General features: G+C 73.8%; 14 protein-coding genes, 1 pseudogene and 1 riboswitch. Of the genes and pseudogenes, 8 read left to right on the forward strand and 7 right to left on the reverse strand.

All coding sequences use genetic code 11. The features are described from left to right. Positions 1-23: 23 nt before the first annotated feature. Together Q5762_RS22325 and Q5762_RS22330 are read right to left on the reverse strand one after the other, a co-directional pair. On the reverse strand, positions 24-668 hold the full coding sequence (locus tag Q5762_RS22325) for an FMN reductase (protein WP_315893972.1): 645 nt from the start codon (positions 666-668) through the stop codon (positions 24-26). A 6-nt stretch (positions 669-674) separates the two neighbouring features. Next, complete coding sequence (locus Q5762_RS22330) at positions 675-1,769, reverse strand: LLM class flavin-dependent oxidoreductase (protein WP_315893973.1); 1,095 nt, start codon at positions 1,767-1,769, stop codon at positions 675-677. 129 nt (positions 1,770-1,898) lie between these two features. Here Q5762_RS22330 and Q5762_RS22335 point away from each other — a divergent pair, with 129 nt between their 5' ends. The 4 genes from Q5762_RS22335 (at position 1,899) to Q5762_RS22350 (ending at position 5,118) form a co-directional block, all read left to right on the forward strand. Further along, complete coding sequence (locus Q5762_RS22335; protein ID WP_315893974.1) at positions 1,899-2,027, forward strand: DUF6126 family protein; 129 nt, start codon at positions 1,899-1,901, stop codon at positions 2,025-2,027. A 33-nt stretch (positions 2,028-2,060) separates the two neighbouring features. Next, positions 2,061-3,308 carry a precorrin-6y C5,15-methyltransferase (decarboxylating) subunit CbiE gene (cbiE, locus tag Q5762_RS22340; protein ID WP_315893975.1) on the forward strand — a complete coding sequence of 416 codons (1,248 nt, stop codon included), beginning with the start codon at positions 2,061-2,063 and terminating at the stop codon, positions 3,306-3,308. Beyond that, complete coding sequence (gene cobM / locus Q5762_RS22345; RefSeq protein WP_315893976.1) at positions 3,305-4,054, forward strand: precorrin-4 C(11)-methyltransferase; 750 nt, start codon at positions 3,305-3,307, stop codon at positions 4,052-4,054. Before cbiE ends, cobM begins: the two co-directional genes overlap by 4 nt. Positions 4,055-4,128: 74 nt before the next feature. Further along, entirely contained in the window at positions 4,129-5,118 is a 990-nt protein-coding gene (locus Q5762_RS22350) for an SGNH/GDSL hydrolase family protein (protein ID WP_315893977.1), read from the forward strand. Positions 5,119-5,170: 52 nt separating this feature from the next. Here Q5762_RS22350 and Q5762_RS40015 read toward each other — a convergent pair whose 3' ends face one another. Continuing rightward, positions 5,171-5,245: a 50S ribosomal protein bL37 gene (locus Q5762_RS40015; RefSeq protein WP_099895366.1), complete on the reverse strand. Its 75-nt coding sequence runs from the start codon at positions 5,243-5,245 to the stop codon at positions 5,171-5,173. A gap of 80 nt (positions 5,246-5,325) precedes the next feature. Continuing rightward, positions 5,326-6,444 carry a cobalt-precorrin-5B (C(1))-methyltransferase gene (locus Q5762_RS22355; protein WP_315893978.1) on the reverse strand — a complete coding sequence of 373 codons (1,119 nt, stop codon included), beginning with the start codon at positions 6,442-6,444 and terminating at the stop codon, positions 5,326-5,328. Positions 6,445-6,465: 21 nt separating this feature from the next. Between Q5762_RS22355 and Q5762_RS22360 the strand changes: the two genes are divergently transcribed. The 4 genes and pseudogenes from Q5762_RS22360 (at position 6,466) to Q5762_RS22375 (ending at position 8,586) form a co-directional block, all read left to right on the forward strand. Continuing rightward, on the forward strand, positions 6,466-7,224 hold the full coding sequence (locus tag Q5762_RS22360) for a cobalt-precorrin-6A reductase (protein ID WP_315893979.1): 759 nt from the start codon (positions 6,466-6,468) through the stop codon (positions 7,222-7,224). A gap of 171 nt (positions 7,225-7,395) precedes the next feature. Continuing rightward, positions 7,396-7,602 (forward strand): hypothetical protein, encoded by a 207-nt coding sequence (locus tag Q5762_RS22365; protein ID WP_315893980.1) that lies wholly within the window; start codon positions 7,396-7,398, stop codon positions 7,600-7,602. A 218-nt stretch (positions 7,603-7,820) separates the two neighbouring features. Then, positions 7,821-7,979 (forward strand): annotated as a pseudogene (locus Q5762_RS22370) (hypothetical protein); the annotation flags it as partial. Between the two features lie 175 nt (positions 7,980-8,154). After that, positions 8,155-8,586: an SRPBCC family protein gene (locus Q5762_RS22375; protein ID WP_315893981.1), complete on the forward strand. Its 432-nt coding sequence runs from the start codon at positions 8,155-8,157 to the stop codon at positions 8,584-8,586. Positions 8,587-8,606: 20 nt separating this feature from the next. Here the strand turns inward: Q5762_RS22375 and Q5762_RS22380 are convergent, their stop codons facing one another. Genes Q5762_RS22380 through Q5762_RS22390 form a run of 3 tightly spaced genes read right to left on the reverse strand, consistent with a single transcriptional unit; the run spans position 8,607 to position 12,021 of the window. Further along, positions 8,607-10,112, reverse strand: coding sequence for a precorrin-2 C(20)-methyltransferase (locus Q5762_RS22380; RefSeq protein ID WP_315893982.1), 1,506 nt, complete (start codon positions 10,110-10,112; stop codon positions 8,607-8,609). After that, on the reverse strand, positions 10,109-10,744 hold the full coding sequence (locus Q5762_RS22385; protein WP_315894080.1) for a precorrin-8X methylmutase: 636 nt from the start codon (positions 10,742-10,744) through the stop codon (positions 10,109-10,111). Before Q5762_RS22385 ends, Q5762_RS22380 begins: the two co-directional genes overlap by 4 nt. Positions 10,745-10,758: 14 nt before the next feature. Then, entirely contained in the window at positions 10,759-12,021 is a 1,263-nt protein-coding gene (locus Q5762_RS22390; RefSeq protein ID WP_399495236.1) for a cobalamin biosynthesis protein CobG, read from the reverse strand. Positions 12,022-12,064: 43 nt separating this feature from the next. Continuing rightward, positions 12,065-12,204: riboswitch (cobalamin riboswitch) on the forward strand. Positions 12,205-12,214: the final 10 nt, after the last annotated feature.

Here is a 12,214-nt window from a genome sequence, read left to right on the forward strand (position 1 = left end):
TCTGCCCCCAACGTAAGAGACGGCTAGTCCAGGCGCAGGTCCGCGAGCTGCCGCTCGAACGGCACGACCTCGTCGTCGTCCGCCGCACCGGCCGGGCCCCTGGCCGCGACGACGTCGGCGAACTCGTGTCCCGCCCGGGCTATCCGGGACGGCAGGCCGTCCCCGCCAAAACCGATGGGAAGCGTCTCGTCGCCGCCCGAACCCCAGTCCTCCGACGCCGCGTAGACGGCCGTCGGCACGACGAGGGCCCGCAGATAGGCGAAGAGCGGGCGCAGCGCGTGGTCGAGGACGAGGGAGTGCCGGGCCGTGCCGCCGGTCGCGCCGATCAGCACCGGCTTGCCGGTCAGCGCGGCCGGGTCGATCAGGTCGAAGAAGGACTTGAACAGACCGCTGTACGAGGCGGTGAAGACGGGCGTCACCGCGATCACCCCGTCGGCGCCGGTCACCGCGTCGATCGCCGCCTGGAGCTGCCCGGAGGGGAAGCCGGTCACGAAGTTCTTCGCGATGTCGACGGCGAGGTCGCGCAACTCGACCACCTCGACCTCGACCGCGTACTCCTGCTCCGTCAGCCGCCCCCGGGCCGCCGTGGCGAGGCGGTCGGCGAGCAGCCGGGTGGAGGACGGCGCGCTGAGCCCGGCGGACACGGCGACCAGCTTCAGGGTCTGCATGATGACCTACGCCTCCTGGTTCTGCGGGGTGGCGGTGCGGGTGACGGCGGGGTGGAGCGGGGCGGTCTCCGGGACGCCGGCGGGCCGCAGGTTCGCGAACTCCTTGCGGAGCACCGGGACGACCTCCTCGCCGAGGATGTCGAGCTGCTCCAGGACCGTCTTCAGGGGCAGACCGGCGTGGTCGACCAGGAAGAGCTGGCGCTGGTAGTCGCCGGCGTACTCCCGGAAGGACAGGGTCCGTTCGATCACCTCCTGCGGGGAGCCGACGGTCAGCGGGGTCTCGCGGCTGAACTCCTCCAGGGACGGACCGTGGCCGTAGACCGGCGCGTTGTCGAAGTACGGGCGGAACTCCCGTACCGCGTCCTGGGAGTTCTTGCGCATGAAGACCTGGCCGCCGAGGCCGACGACGGCCTGCTCGGGGGTGCCGTGGCCGTAGTGCGCGTACCGCTGGCGGTAGAGGCGGACCATCTTCTCGGTGTGCTGCTTGGGCCAGAAGATGTGGTTGGCGAAGAAGCCGTCGCCGTAGTACGCGGCCTGCTCGGCGATCTCGGGGGAGCGGATGGAGCCGTGCCAGACGAACGGCGGGACGCCGTCCAGCGGGCGGGGCGTCGAGGTGAAGCCCTGCAGCGCGCTGCGGAACTTGCCCTCCCAGTCGACCACGTCCTCCCTCCACAGCCTGTGGAGGAGCGCGTAGTTCTCGATGGCGAGCGGAATGCCCTGGCGGATGTCCTGGCCGAACCACGGGTACACCGGGCCGGTGTTGCCGCGCCCCATCATCAGGTCCACCCGGCCGTCGGCGAGGTGCTGGAGGGTCGCGTAGTCCTCGGCGATCTTCACCGGGTCGTTGGTGGTGATCAGCGTCGTGGAGGTGGAGAGGATCAGCCGCTCCGTACGGGCCGCGATGTGGCCGAGGAGGGTGGTCGGCGAGGAGGGCACGAACGGCGGGTTGTGGTGCTCACCGGTCGCGAAGACGTCGAGCCCGACCTCCTCCGCCTTGAGCGCGATGGCGACGGTGTTCTTGATCCGCTCGTGCTCGCTCCGGGTGCGGCCGGTCGTGGGGTCGGTCGTCACGTCACCGACGGTGAAGATCCCGAATTGCATCGTGCTCACCTCTGGCCTCTCGCCTCGCTGCTATTGGTTGAATCGTAAACTATCTCCACCAACGGCGCGACCCCCCGCCCTATTCCCGGGCCCGGGGTTCCGCCCTTCCCGGCCCGTACCCTTGTGCCCATGTCCGACTACGAGCGCTGGAAGGAACGCGGCGTCGCCCTGCGCGTCTTCGTGTACGTCTTCGCCACGCACGCGTTCGCGGGCTTCGTGTGGCTGCTCTTCTACGTGGGGCAGAACGCCCAGAAGTAAGGGCGGGGAAGGGCTCCCGTAGAGTTCGCCGACGTGAGCCCCGTACTTCCAGCTGCGACATCCGCGATATCGGTCGTCGGGATCGGCGCGGACGGCTGGGACGGCCTTCCCGCGCGGTCGCGACGCGTCCTCGGCGCCGCCGAGGTCCTGATCGGCGGCCCCCGGCAGCTCGACCTGCTGCCCGCCGCCGAGTGCCCCGGTGAGCGGATCGCCTGGCCGTCACCGTTGCGGCCCGCCGTCCCGGGACTGCTCGCCGCCCACGAGGGGCGCTCCGTGGCCGTCCTCGCGAGCGGGGACCCGATGTTCTACGGCATCGGCCGCACGCTCGCCGAGACGGTGGGCGCCGAGCGCCTGCACGTCCTGCCGCACCCCTCCTCCGTCTCGTACGCCTGCGCCCGGCTCGGGTGGGCCGTGGAGGCCGTGGAGACCGTCTCGCTGGTGGGCCGGGCCCTCGCGGCGCTCACCGCCTCCCTGCACGACGGCCGTCGGCTTCTCGTCCTGAGCGAGGGCGCTCGGACCCCCGCCGCCGTCGCCGGTCTGCTGCGGGAGAGGGGCTTCGGCGGGAGCCGGATGCGTGTCCTGGAGCAGCTCGGCTCGGACCGCGAGCGGATCGTGAACGGTACGGCGCAGCACTGGACGGCCGACCCCGTGGACGCCCTGAACGTGATCGCCCTCGACCTCGTCCGCTCCCCCGACGCGCTGCGGCTCGGCGCCGGGCCCGGGCTGCCGGACGAGGCGTACGAGCACGACGGCCAGCTCACCAAGCGGTACGTCCGCGCCGCGACGCTCGCCGCGCTCGCGCCCGCGCCCGGGGAGCTGCTCTGGGACATCGGCGGCGGCTCGGGCTCGATCGGCATCGAGTGGATGCGTACGGACCGGTCCTGCCGGGCCGTCGCCGTCGAGAAGGACGCCGTACGGGCCGAGCGCATCGCCCGCAACGCCTCCGCCCTCGGCGTCCCCGCGCTCCAGGTCGTCACGGCCTCCGCCCCCGACGGTCTCGCCGCCCTCCCCACCCCCGACGCGATCTTCATCGGCGGCGGCCTGACCGCCCCCGGCCTGCTCGACGCCTGCTGGGCCGCGCTGCCGCCCGGCGGCCGCCTTGTCGCCAACACGGTGACTCTGGAGTCTGAGACGCTGCTCGCGCGCTGGTACGGCGAGCGCGGCGGGGAGCTGGTCCGACTCGCGGTGGCCCAGGCCGTACCGGTGGGCGGCTTCACCGGCTGGCGGCAGGCGATGCCGGTCACGCAGTGGTCCGTAACGAAGGCAGGAGTTGGAGCATGACCGTCTACTTCATCGGCGCGGGCCCGGGCGCGGCCGACCTGATCACGCTGCGCGGCGCCCGCACGCTGGCCGCCTGCGGGGTCTGCCTGTACGCCGGCTCCCTGGTGCCGCGCGAGCTGCTGGCCGAGTGCCCGCCGGACGCGCGTCTGGTGGACACGGCGGACCTGGACCTGGACCGGATCGTCGCCGAGATCGTCCGCGCCCACGAGGAGGGGCAGGACGTGGCGCGGCTGCACTCGGGCGACCCGTCCGTCTTCAGCGCGGTCGCGGAGCAGATGCGCCGCCTCGACGCGCTGGACATCCCGTACGAGGTCGTGCCGGGCGTCCCGGCGTTCGCGGCGGCGGCCGCCGCGCTGAAGCGCGAGCTGACCGTCCCGACCGTCGGCCAGACGGTCATCCTGACCCGCATCGCCCAGCAGGCCACCCCGATGCCGGAGGGCGAGGACCTGGCGACCCTCGGCCGCAGCGGCGCGCTGCTCGTCCTGCACCTGGCGGCCCGCTACGTCGACCGGGTCGTCGCCGAGCTGGAACCGCACTACGGCGCGGACTGCCCGGCGGCGGTCGTGGCGATGGCCAGCCGCCCGGACGAGCTCGTCCTGCGGGGCACCCTGGCGGACATCGCGGACCAGACGAAGGCGGCCGGGATCACGAAGACGGCGGTCATCCTGGTCGGCCGCACGCTGGCGGCCTCCCAGTTCCGCGACAGCCACCTGTACGACCCGGCGCGGGAACGACACGTCTGCTGAGGTTCTCCCGGGCGGCCGGTCACATCCGACTCCCTTGCTCCGTCAGCGGGTTGACGAACGAGAGAGGAACGACGATGACCACCACCCCGCACCGCGACCCGCACCGCACTCCGCACCGCGCCCCGCTGACGGCCGCAGCGCTGGCCGGCCTCCTCGTCGGGGCGAAGGCGGTCAGCGACGCGGTCCGGCTGCCGGTCCGGGCGGACGAGCGGCTGACGGTGACCCTGTACTTCGCCGGGGCGACCGGCCCGGCGACCTACCACGACCTGGCCCAGGGGCTCTCGTACCGCGCGAGCGGCGACCACCTGCGGGACACCGGCGCGGGCGCCTACACCGAGTCGAGCAACTCCTGGTACGTCCTCGAAGGCGTGGAGGTGGCGGGCGCGCCCACCCGCCGGGCGGTCGCGACCTTCGGCGACTCGATCACCGACGGTTACGGCGCGACGGTGGGCGCCGACGACCGCTACCCCGACCAGCTGGCCCGCCGCCTCGCCGCCGCGGGCGCCCCGCGGCCGGTGCTCAACCTCGGCATCGGCGGCAACCGGGTCCTCAACGACTCCGCCTGCTTCGGCGAGAAGGCCACCGCCCGCTTCTCGCGGGACGTCCTCAACCAGCCCCGGGTGGGCACGGTCGTCGTCCTGGAGGGCACCAACGACCTGCTGATGGGTTACGCGGACGCGAGCGTCTTCCCGTGCAGCGCCCCGAACACCAAGGTGACGGCGGCGCAGCTCATCGAGGGCCACCGGGCGCTGATCCGCGCGGCCCACGCCAAGGGGATCAGGGCGGTCGGCGGCACGATGATCCCGGTCAGGGGCTCCAGGGCGGCGCCGCAGTTCCCGGTGGCGGACTTCGAGGCGATCGAGGCGGTCCGCGACGAGGTCGACGACTGGATCCGGACGAGCGGCGCGTACGACGCGGTCGTCGACTTCGACCGGGCCCTGTCCGACCCGGCCCCGGGCCGGTCGGACCTGCTCAACCCGGCGTACGACGTGGGCGACGGCGTCCACCCGAACGCGCTCGGCTACAAGGTGATGGCGGAGACGGTGGACCTGAACGTGCTCTGACACGACGCGGCCGGGCCCCGCCGAGGGGTCCGGCCGGCGACACCACCACGGATCAGGCGTTGGGCCGCTTGCCGTGGTTCGCCTTCTTCTTCTTGCGGGCCCGCTTCTTGTTGCCGCGCTTCGCCATGGGACTCCCTCTCGATAGGGGTTCTGCCGTGGCCAGCCTAGGTTCGGGCGGTACCCGCCGCATCCGCTATGCCGGTACTGCTACGGCCCCGCCGCCGCCGAGCGCCCCACCACCGTGCCCGCGCGGTCGATGCAGATCACGTCCACCGCGACCGGGGCGCCGCGCAGGACCGCCAGGGCCTCGTCGCGGGCGCGGGTGGCGACCAGGTCGCCGAGCGGGACGCCGGCCGCCTCGCAGAGGCGGAGGGCGGCCAGGCCGGTGTTCGCCTCCGCGATCTCCGCCGCCAGGGCCTCCGACGCGCCGCCCGTACGGGCCAGGTCGGCGAGGAAGGCCTTGTCGACCTGGGAGCGGGCGGAGTGGAGGTCCAGATGGCCCGCCGCGAGCTTGGAGAGCTTGGCGAAGCCGCCGCAGACCGTGAGCCGGTCGACCGGGTGGCGGCGGATGTACTTGAGGACGGCGCCCGCGAAGTCGCCCATGTCGAGCAGGGCGATCTCCGGGAGGTCGTAGAGCGTGGACACCGTCCTCTCCGAGGTGGAGCCGGTGCAGCCCGCCACATGCGTCAGGCCCGCCGCGCGGGCCACGTCCACGCCCCGCCGGATGGAGTCGATCCACGCCGAGCAGGAGTAGGGGACGACCACGCCGGTCGTGCCGAGGATCGACAGGCCGCCGAGGATGCCGATCCGGGGGTTCCAGGTGGAGCGGGCGATCTCCTCGCCGTGGTCGACGGAGACCGTGATCTCCACGTCGCCGCTCCCGCCGTGCGCCGCCGCGACCTCCGCCACGTGCTCGCGCATCATCTGGCGCGGCACCGGGTTGATCGCCGGTTCGCCGACCTCCAGGGGCAGGCCCGGCAGGGTGACCGTACCGACGCCGGGACCGGCCCGGAAGACGATGCCGGAGCCGGCCGGGAGGAGCCGTACCGTCGAGCGGATCAGCGCGCCGTGGGTGACGTCCGGGTCGTCGCCCGCGTCCTTCACGACCGCCGCCATCGCCGCCCCGCCGGACAGCTCTTCCGCCGCGAGCGCGAACGCCGGCCGCTGGCCCTTCGGCAGCGTGATCGTCACCGGGTCGGGGAAGTCGCCGGCGAGCAGCGCCGTGTAGGCGGCCGTCGTCGCCGCCGTCGCGCAGGCACCGGTCGTCCAGCCGGGGCGCAGACCGGTGTGCTTGAGTTGGGCGTCGCGCCCGCCGCCCGCACTCATGAAGGGACTCCCATGGCTCCCGTGCACGTACTCATTCTCGGCGGGACCAGCGAGGCCCGCGCCCTCGCCGAACGTCTCCACGGCTCCTGCGCCGCGACGGTACGGGTCACCAGCTCGCTCGCAGGACGGGTCGCCGCGCCCCGGCTGCCGGCCGGGGAGGTCCGGATCGGCGGCTTCGGTGGCGTCGAGGGGCTGGTCGAGTGGGTGCGCGCGCACGCCGTGGACGCGGTCATCGACGCCACCCATCCCTTCGCGGAGACCATCAGCTTCAACGCGGCCCGGGCGGCCGCCACCGCCCATGTTCCCCTGCTGGCCCTGCGGCGCCCCGGCTGGGTCCCGGCGGCGGGGGAGGACTGGCACCAGGTCGCCTCTCTGACGGAGGCGGCACGGGCCCTGGACGGGCTGGGAGACCGGGTGTTCCTGACGACCGGGCGGATGGGCCTCGCGGCCTTCGCGGACTGCCCGCAGTGGTTCCTCGTACGGTCGGTCGACGCCCCGGACGGACCCATGCCCGCCCGCACCGAAGTCCTCCTGGACCGGGGGCCGTTCGCCCTGGCCGGCGAGCGGGAACTGATCGCCCGCCACCGCATCGACGTCCTCGTCACCAAGGACAGCGGGGCGGCCGCGACCGCCCCCAAACTCGCGGCCGCCCGGGAGGCGAACATCCCGGTCGTGATCGTCCGCCGTCCGCCCGTCCCGGAGGGCGTCCCGGTGGCGACGACCGTCGAGGAGGCGGCGGCCTGGGTGACCACCGCACCGCGCCAGTTGCGCACGACATAAGGACGCTCCCGGGCGTTGAATGGAAGCGTGGGTACCGTCCGATGGCCGGCTAGGGCCGGGCTGACGGCCCTGTTGGGCGCGACCGCTCCAGGCCATGGAACGTACCGGAGTTCCGGGCGTCGCGGTCGCCGTCGTCCACGACGACGTGGTGGTCCACCTCCAGGGTTCGGCGTGCGGAAGGCCGGCGAGGAGGCGAAGGTCGACGGCGACACCGTCTTCCAGCCGGCGTCCCTCTCGAAGCCGGACGCGTCGACGGTCGTCGCCCAGGCCGTCGGCGTCGAGGGCTGGGGGAAGCCCATCGCCCCGAACCTCCCCGGCTTCCGGCTCAAGGCTCGGCATCGTCGTCCTCACCAACGGCGCCCCGGCGGGCGTGGCTGACCCCGTCGCCCTCGACTTCTTCGACATCGCCCAGAACGGGATCCAGCCGCGACTGGATCCCGTTGGTCGACGGCCTCTACCAGCAGCAGGTGGACGCGGACCGGTCGGAGACGGACTACTCGCGCCGGCCGGCCGACGCGGCACCCGCGTAGGACGCCGACGCCTACACCGGCACGTACCGCAGCGACTACTACGGCCGGGCGACGGTCGCCGAAGTCGACGGCGGCCTCGGCCCCCGGATCGGTCCCGGGCCCCGGACGTACCCGCTGACCCACTACGACGGCGACACGTTCAGCTTCGAGACGCGCGGCGAGAACGCCGTCGGCCGGACCGAGGTCACGTTCTGCGGAGACGGGAAGACCGCCCTCCGTCGCTGACCCGGTGGCGCGTCGGCCGCGGGAGGACGACCCTTCGCCGTCCTTCGGCAGCAGGAGAAGTGGTGGCGCGGAACCTACGATGGTGGGTGAGGGCCCCATCCAGCCCAGGCTGCGTGAGGCCCCCGGCGGGCTGAAGCACGAGTCGAGCGCGAGCACACGGACAGCGAGGTGCGTGATGAGCAGGCTCGTAGAACAGATCGATGTCGACGCGCCGATCCAGACAGCATGGGACGGCCTCCACCGCGTGGAGGCGTATCCGCGGTTCCTCGAAGGAGTCCGCGAGGCCCGCCCGGAGGGCGAGACCCGGGCGCGCCTGAGCACGGACATGGGCGGCCGGACGAAGGAGATCCAGGCCGAGATCACCGACCGCGACCAGGAACACCTGATGCGGTGGAAGACCACGAGCGGTCCTGATATGTCGGGATCCTTCTCTCTGCTGCCCATCGACCAGGAGCACACCCGGGTCCAGGCGCGGGTCGAGTACGACCCGGGCACCGTCAAGGACACCTTCGGCGGGCCGAAGGGCTTCGCCCAGGTGCAGGCGATGGAGCGGCTCGTACGGACCGACCTGGAGCACTTCAAGCAGCTGGTGGAAGAGAAACGGTGACCTGGGCGGTGACCTAGGGGCTACGCCTCCGGGTACCGCCGCGGCGTCCACGTGATCGTGCGGCCGTCGCCGCGCTCGACCGCCCGGGTCTGGGAGGACCCGATCAGCAGCAGCGTGCGCATGTCGACCTCGCTCGGCTCCAGGGTCTTCAGGGTCACCACGCGCACCGACTGCTCCGGGCCGCCGACGTCCCGCGCCACGACCACCGGCGTCTCGGGCGAGCGGACGTCGAGCAGCAGCTCGCGGGCCGCCGCCACCTGGTGCGTACGGGACGTGGAGCCCGGGTTGTAGAGGGCCAGGACCAGGTCCGCCTCCGCCGCCGCGCGCAGCCGTTCCGCGATGACCTCCCAGGGCTTGAGGCGGTCGGAGAGGGAGATCGTGGCGTAGTCGTGGCCGAGCGGGGCGCCCGCCGCGGCCGCCGCCGCGTTCGCGGCCGTCACCCCCGGGAGGACCCGTACGGGAACGTCCGCGTACCGCTCCTCCGACGCCACCTCCAGGACCGCCGTCGCCATCGCGAAGACGCCCGGGTCGCCGCCCGAGACGACCGCGACCCGCCGCCCGCGCCGTGCCAGGTCGAGCGCGAACTCGGCGCGCTCGGACTCGACCTTGTTGTCCGAGCCGTGCCGCCGCTGGTCGGGGCGGAGCGCCGGGACCCGGTCGAGGTACGTGGTGTAGCCGACCAGGTCGTCGGCGTTGACCAGCGCGCCGCGCGACTCGGGCGTCAGCCAGGGCGCGCCCGCCGGGCCGGTGCCGACGACGACGACCTCGCCCCGCTCGCGGGACTCCGGCGCCACGGAGTCGATACGGGAGGGCAGCACGGCGACGGAGAAGTACGGGACCGTCTCCGGGTCGACGTCCGCCAGGGTCCCGGTCCGCTCCCCCGCCATGAACGCCCGCTCCACATACCGCGCGTCCTCGAGCCGGCCCGCCCGTTCGAGCGCGCGCCGCACGGTCGGGAACGTCCGGCCCAGCTTCATCACCACCGCCGAGTCCGTGCCCGCGAGACGGGCCGTCAGCTCGTCCTCGGGCAGGGTGCCGGGGACGATCGTCAGGACCTCCTCCGCCTCGCACAGCGGCTCCCCGAGCCGGGCGGCGGCGGCGCTGACCGAGGTGACGCCGGGGATGACGGTGGTGTCGTAGCGGTGCGCGAGCCGCTTGTGCATGTGCTGGTACGAGCCGTAGAAGAGCGGGTCGCCCTCGGCGAGCACGGCCACCGTGCGGCCGGCGTCCAGGTGCGCGGCGAGGCGGGCGGCGGCCTCCTCGTAGAAGTCGTCGAGCGCGCCCCGGTAGCCGCCCGGGTGGTCCGTGGTCTCCACCGTGAGCGGGTACATCAGCCGCTCCTCGATGTGGTCCTCGCGCAGGTGCGCGGCGGCTATGGCGCGCGCGATGGAACGGCCGTGCCGGGCGGAGTGGTACGCGACGACGTCGGCGGCCTCGATCGCCTTCACCGCGGCGAGCGTCATCAGCTCCGGGTCGCCGGGCCCGAGGCCGACCCCGTACAGCTTTCCGGTCGTGGTCCCGCTCATGCCTGGATCTCCGCTTCGTGGGCGAGGGCGTTGACGGCGGCGGCGGTCATCGCGCTGCCGCCGCGCCGGCCGCGTACGACGAGGTAGTCGAGGCCGAGTTCCTGGGCCGCCAGGGCGTCCTTGGACTCGGCGGCGCCGACGAAGCCGACCGGGATGCCGAGGACGGCCGCCGGGCGGGGCGCGCCCTTGGCGATCATCTCCAGGAGGTGGAAGAGCGCGGTCGGCGCGTTGCCGATGGCGACGACGGAGCCTTCGAGGCGGTCGCGCCAGAGTTCGAGGGCGGCGGCGCTGCGGGTGGTGCCGAGCTCGGCGGCGAGCGCCGGCACGGACGGGTCGGAGAGCGTGCAGACCACGTCGTTGTCGGCGGGCAGCCGCTTACGTGTGACACCGCTGGCGACCATCTGCGCGTCGCACAGGATCGGCGCGCCGGCGCGCAGGGCGGCGCGGGCGCGGGAGACGACGTCCGGGGAGTAGGCGAGGTCGCGGACGAGGTCGGTCATGCCGCAGGCGTGGATCATGCGGACCGCGACCGTGGCGAGGTCCGCGGGCAGCCCCGCGAGATCGGCCTCGGCGCGGATCGTGGCAAAGGACTCGCGGTAGATCGCCGCGCCGTCCTTCTCGTAGTCGAACATCCTGTTGCTCTCGCTCATCTCGTGGTTGCTGAGGGGGTGCGGGCCGCCGCGACGGCGTCGGGAAGGTCTGTACGGGGGGTGGGGCGGCCGTCCACGAGGTAGGTGCCCTCGCCGGTGGCGACGACGTCGACCCACGCGGGGGCCTGCGGGTGGCCGCACCGGCGCTCGCACCCGGAGAAGTGGACGGGGAGGCCGCCGCGGCCCGGGTCGGCATCGGCGCGGACGTCGGCGAGGGACTTCGCGCAGCCGGGGCGCCCGGTGCAGGCGCCGACGCCGACCCAGGGGGAGCGGGGGTCGGTGATCAGGCCGTACGTGTCGAGGGCGCGCAGGCGGTGCGCGGCGGCGGCCCGGTCGGGGAAGCCGGTGACGACGGCACCCCGCCAGGGGGTGAGCCGTACGTCGCCGCCGCTCTCCGCGAGGGCCCGAAGCTGGGCCGCCGTGAACCGCCCGAGCGGCGCGAGGACGTGCAGGGCGGTCCCACCGAGCGGCCCGGGCAGGGGCGGGGCGCCCTGGGACATCTCCCGCGCCGGTACGGGCTCCGCCGCGATCCCGGCTCCGCCGAGGGCGCCGGCCAGGTCCGGCACGCGGTCCTCGGGCAGTTCCCGCACCCGCCAGGCGCCGTTCCCGGCGGTACGGGCGGTGTCCAGGAAGGCCCCGGCGGCGGCGAGCGCGGCGCCGGGGGCGTCGGCGTCGGCGACCAGGAAGTCCTGGCCGCCCACCCGGAGCCGTACCGAACGCGGCCCGGGCCCTCCTGCGATCAACGTCACATCTCCGCCGAGCCCTGCCACGTCCCCGCGCCCGTCGTCGAGGACGAAGAGGAACCGCCCGGAAAGCGCCGCCGTCCACGCCCGCCCGCACAGCAGCGAGTCCAGCTCGCGGGCCCACAACTGCACGTCAGCACGGCCGAGTCCGTCGAGCCCGGCCGTCGGCGAGGCCACGATGTTCCGGACCCGCTCGTGGGTCGCGGAGGGCAGCAGTCCGGCGTCCGCGAGCACCTCCGCGAGCTCCGCCCCGCACCCCTCACCGAGCCCGCGCAGCTCCACGTTCCCCCGCGAGGTGACACTGACCGACCCGTCGCCGAGATCCTCGGCGGCCGCCGCCAGAACCATGACCTGACGTACCGTCAACAACCCTGCGGGCAGCCGCAGTCGGGCCAGCCGTCCGTCATCGGCGGCATGCAGCCGAAGCGCCCCGGGGCAGGCGTCACCACGGTCCCGTACGGGCGGTTCGCCCGGGTTGGGCGTTGTGGGTGGGGTGGGCGGCATGGCCGCGAGCATACCCACGCCGTCAGCGGTCCCCACCCGGCCCGGAAGGCGCACGATCTACTATGCAATCCGGCATGGGGTCCCAGGACCCCGGGGAGGAAGCCCGGTGAGAATCCGGCGCGGTCCCGCCACTGTGAGCCAGGCCCCGTGAGGGGTCGGGTGAGTCAGGAACTCCTGCCGTCCACACGACCACCCGGGGCGCGGA

It is taken from the genome of Streptomyces sp. P9(2023) (assembly GCF_032436795.1).
Taxonomy (GTDB): Bacteria; Actinomycetota; Actinomycetes; order Streptomycetales; family Streptomycetaceae; genus Streptomyces.

Excerpts from the sequence above, each read along its gene's own strand:
- Q5762_RS22325 (WP_315893972.1), bottom strand. The coding sequence starts at position 668 with ATGCAGACCCTGAAGCTGGTCGCCGTGTCCGCCGGGCTCAGCGCGCCG.
- Q5762_RS22330 (WP_315893973.1), bottom strand. The coding sequence starts at position 1,769 with ATGCAATTCGGGATCTTCACCGTCGGTGACGTGACGACCGACCCCACG.
- Q5762_RS22335 (WP_315893974.1), top strand. The coding sequence starts at position 1,899 with ATGTCCGACTACGAGCGCTGGAAGGAACGCGGCGTCGCCCTGCGCGTC.
- cobM (WP_315893976.1), top strand. The coding sequence starts at position 3,305 with ATGACCGTCTACTTCATCGGCGCGGGCCCGGGCGCGGCCGACCTGATC.
- Q5762_RS22350 (WP_315893977.1), top strand. The coding sequence starts at position 4,129 with ATGACCACCACCCCGCACCGCGACCCGCACCGCACTCCGCACCGCGCC.
- Q5762_RS22355 (WP_315893978.1), bottom strand. The coding sequence starts at position 6,444 with ATGAGTGCGGGCGGCGGGCGCGACGCCCAACTCAAGCACACCGGTCTG.
- Q5762_RS22375 (WP_315893981.1), top strand. The coding sequence starts at position 8,155 with ATGAGCAGGCTCGTAGAACAGATCGATGTCGACGCGCCGATCCAGACA.
- Q5762_RS22380 (WP_315893982.1), bottom strand. The coding sequence starts at position 10,112 with ATGAGCGGGACCACGACCGGAAAGCTGTACGGGGTCGGCCTCGGGCCC.
- Q5762_RS22385 (WP_315894080.1), bottom strand. The coding sequence starts at position 10,744 with ATGTTCGACTACGAGAAGGACGGCGCGGCGATCTACCGCGAGTCCTTT.
- Q5762_RS22390 (WP_399495236.1), bottom strand. The coding sequence starts at position 12,021 with ATGCTCGCGGCCATGCCGCCCACCCCACCCACAACGCCCAACCCGGGC.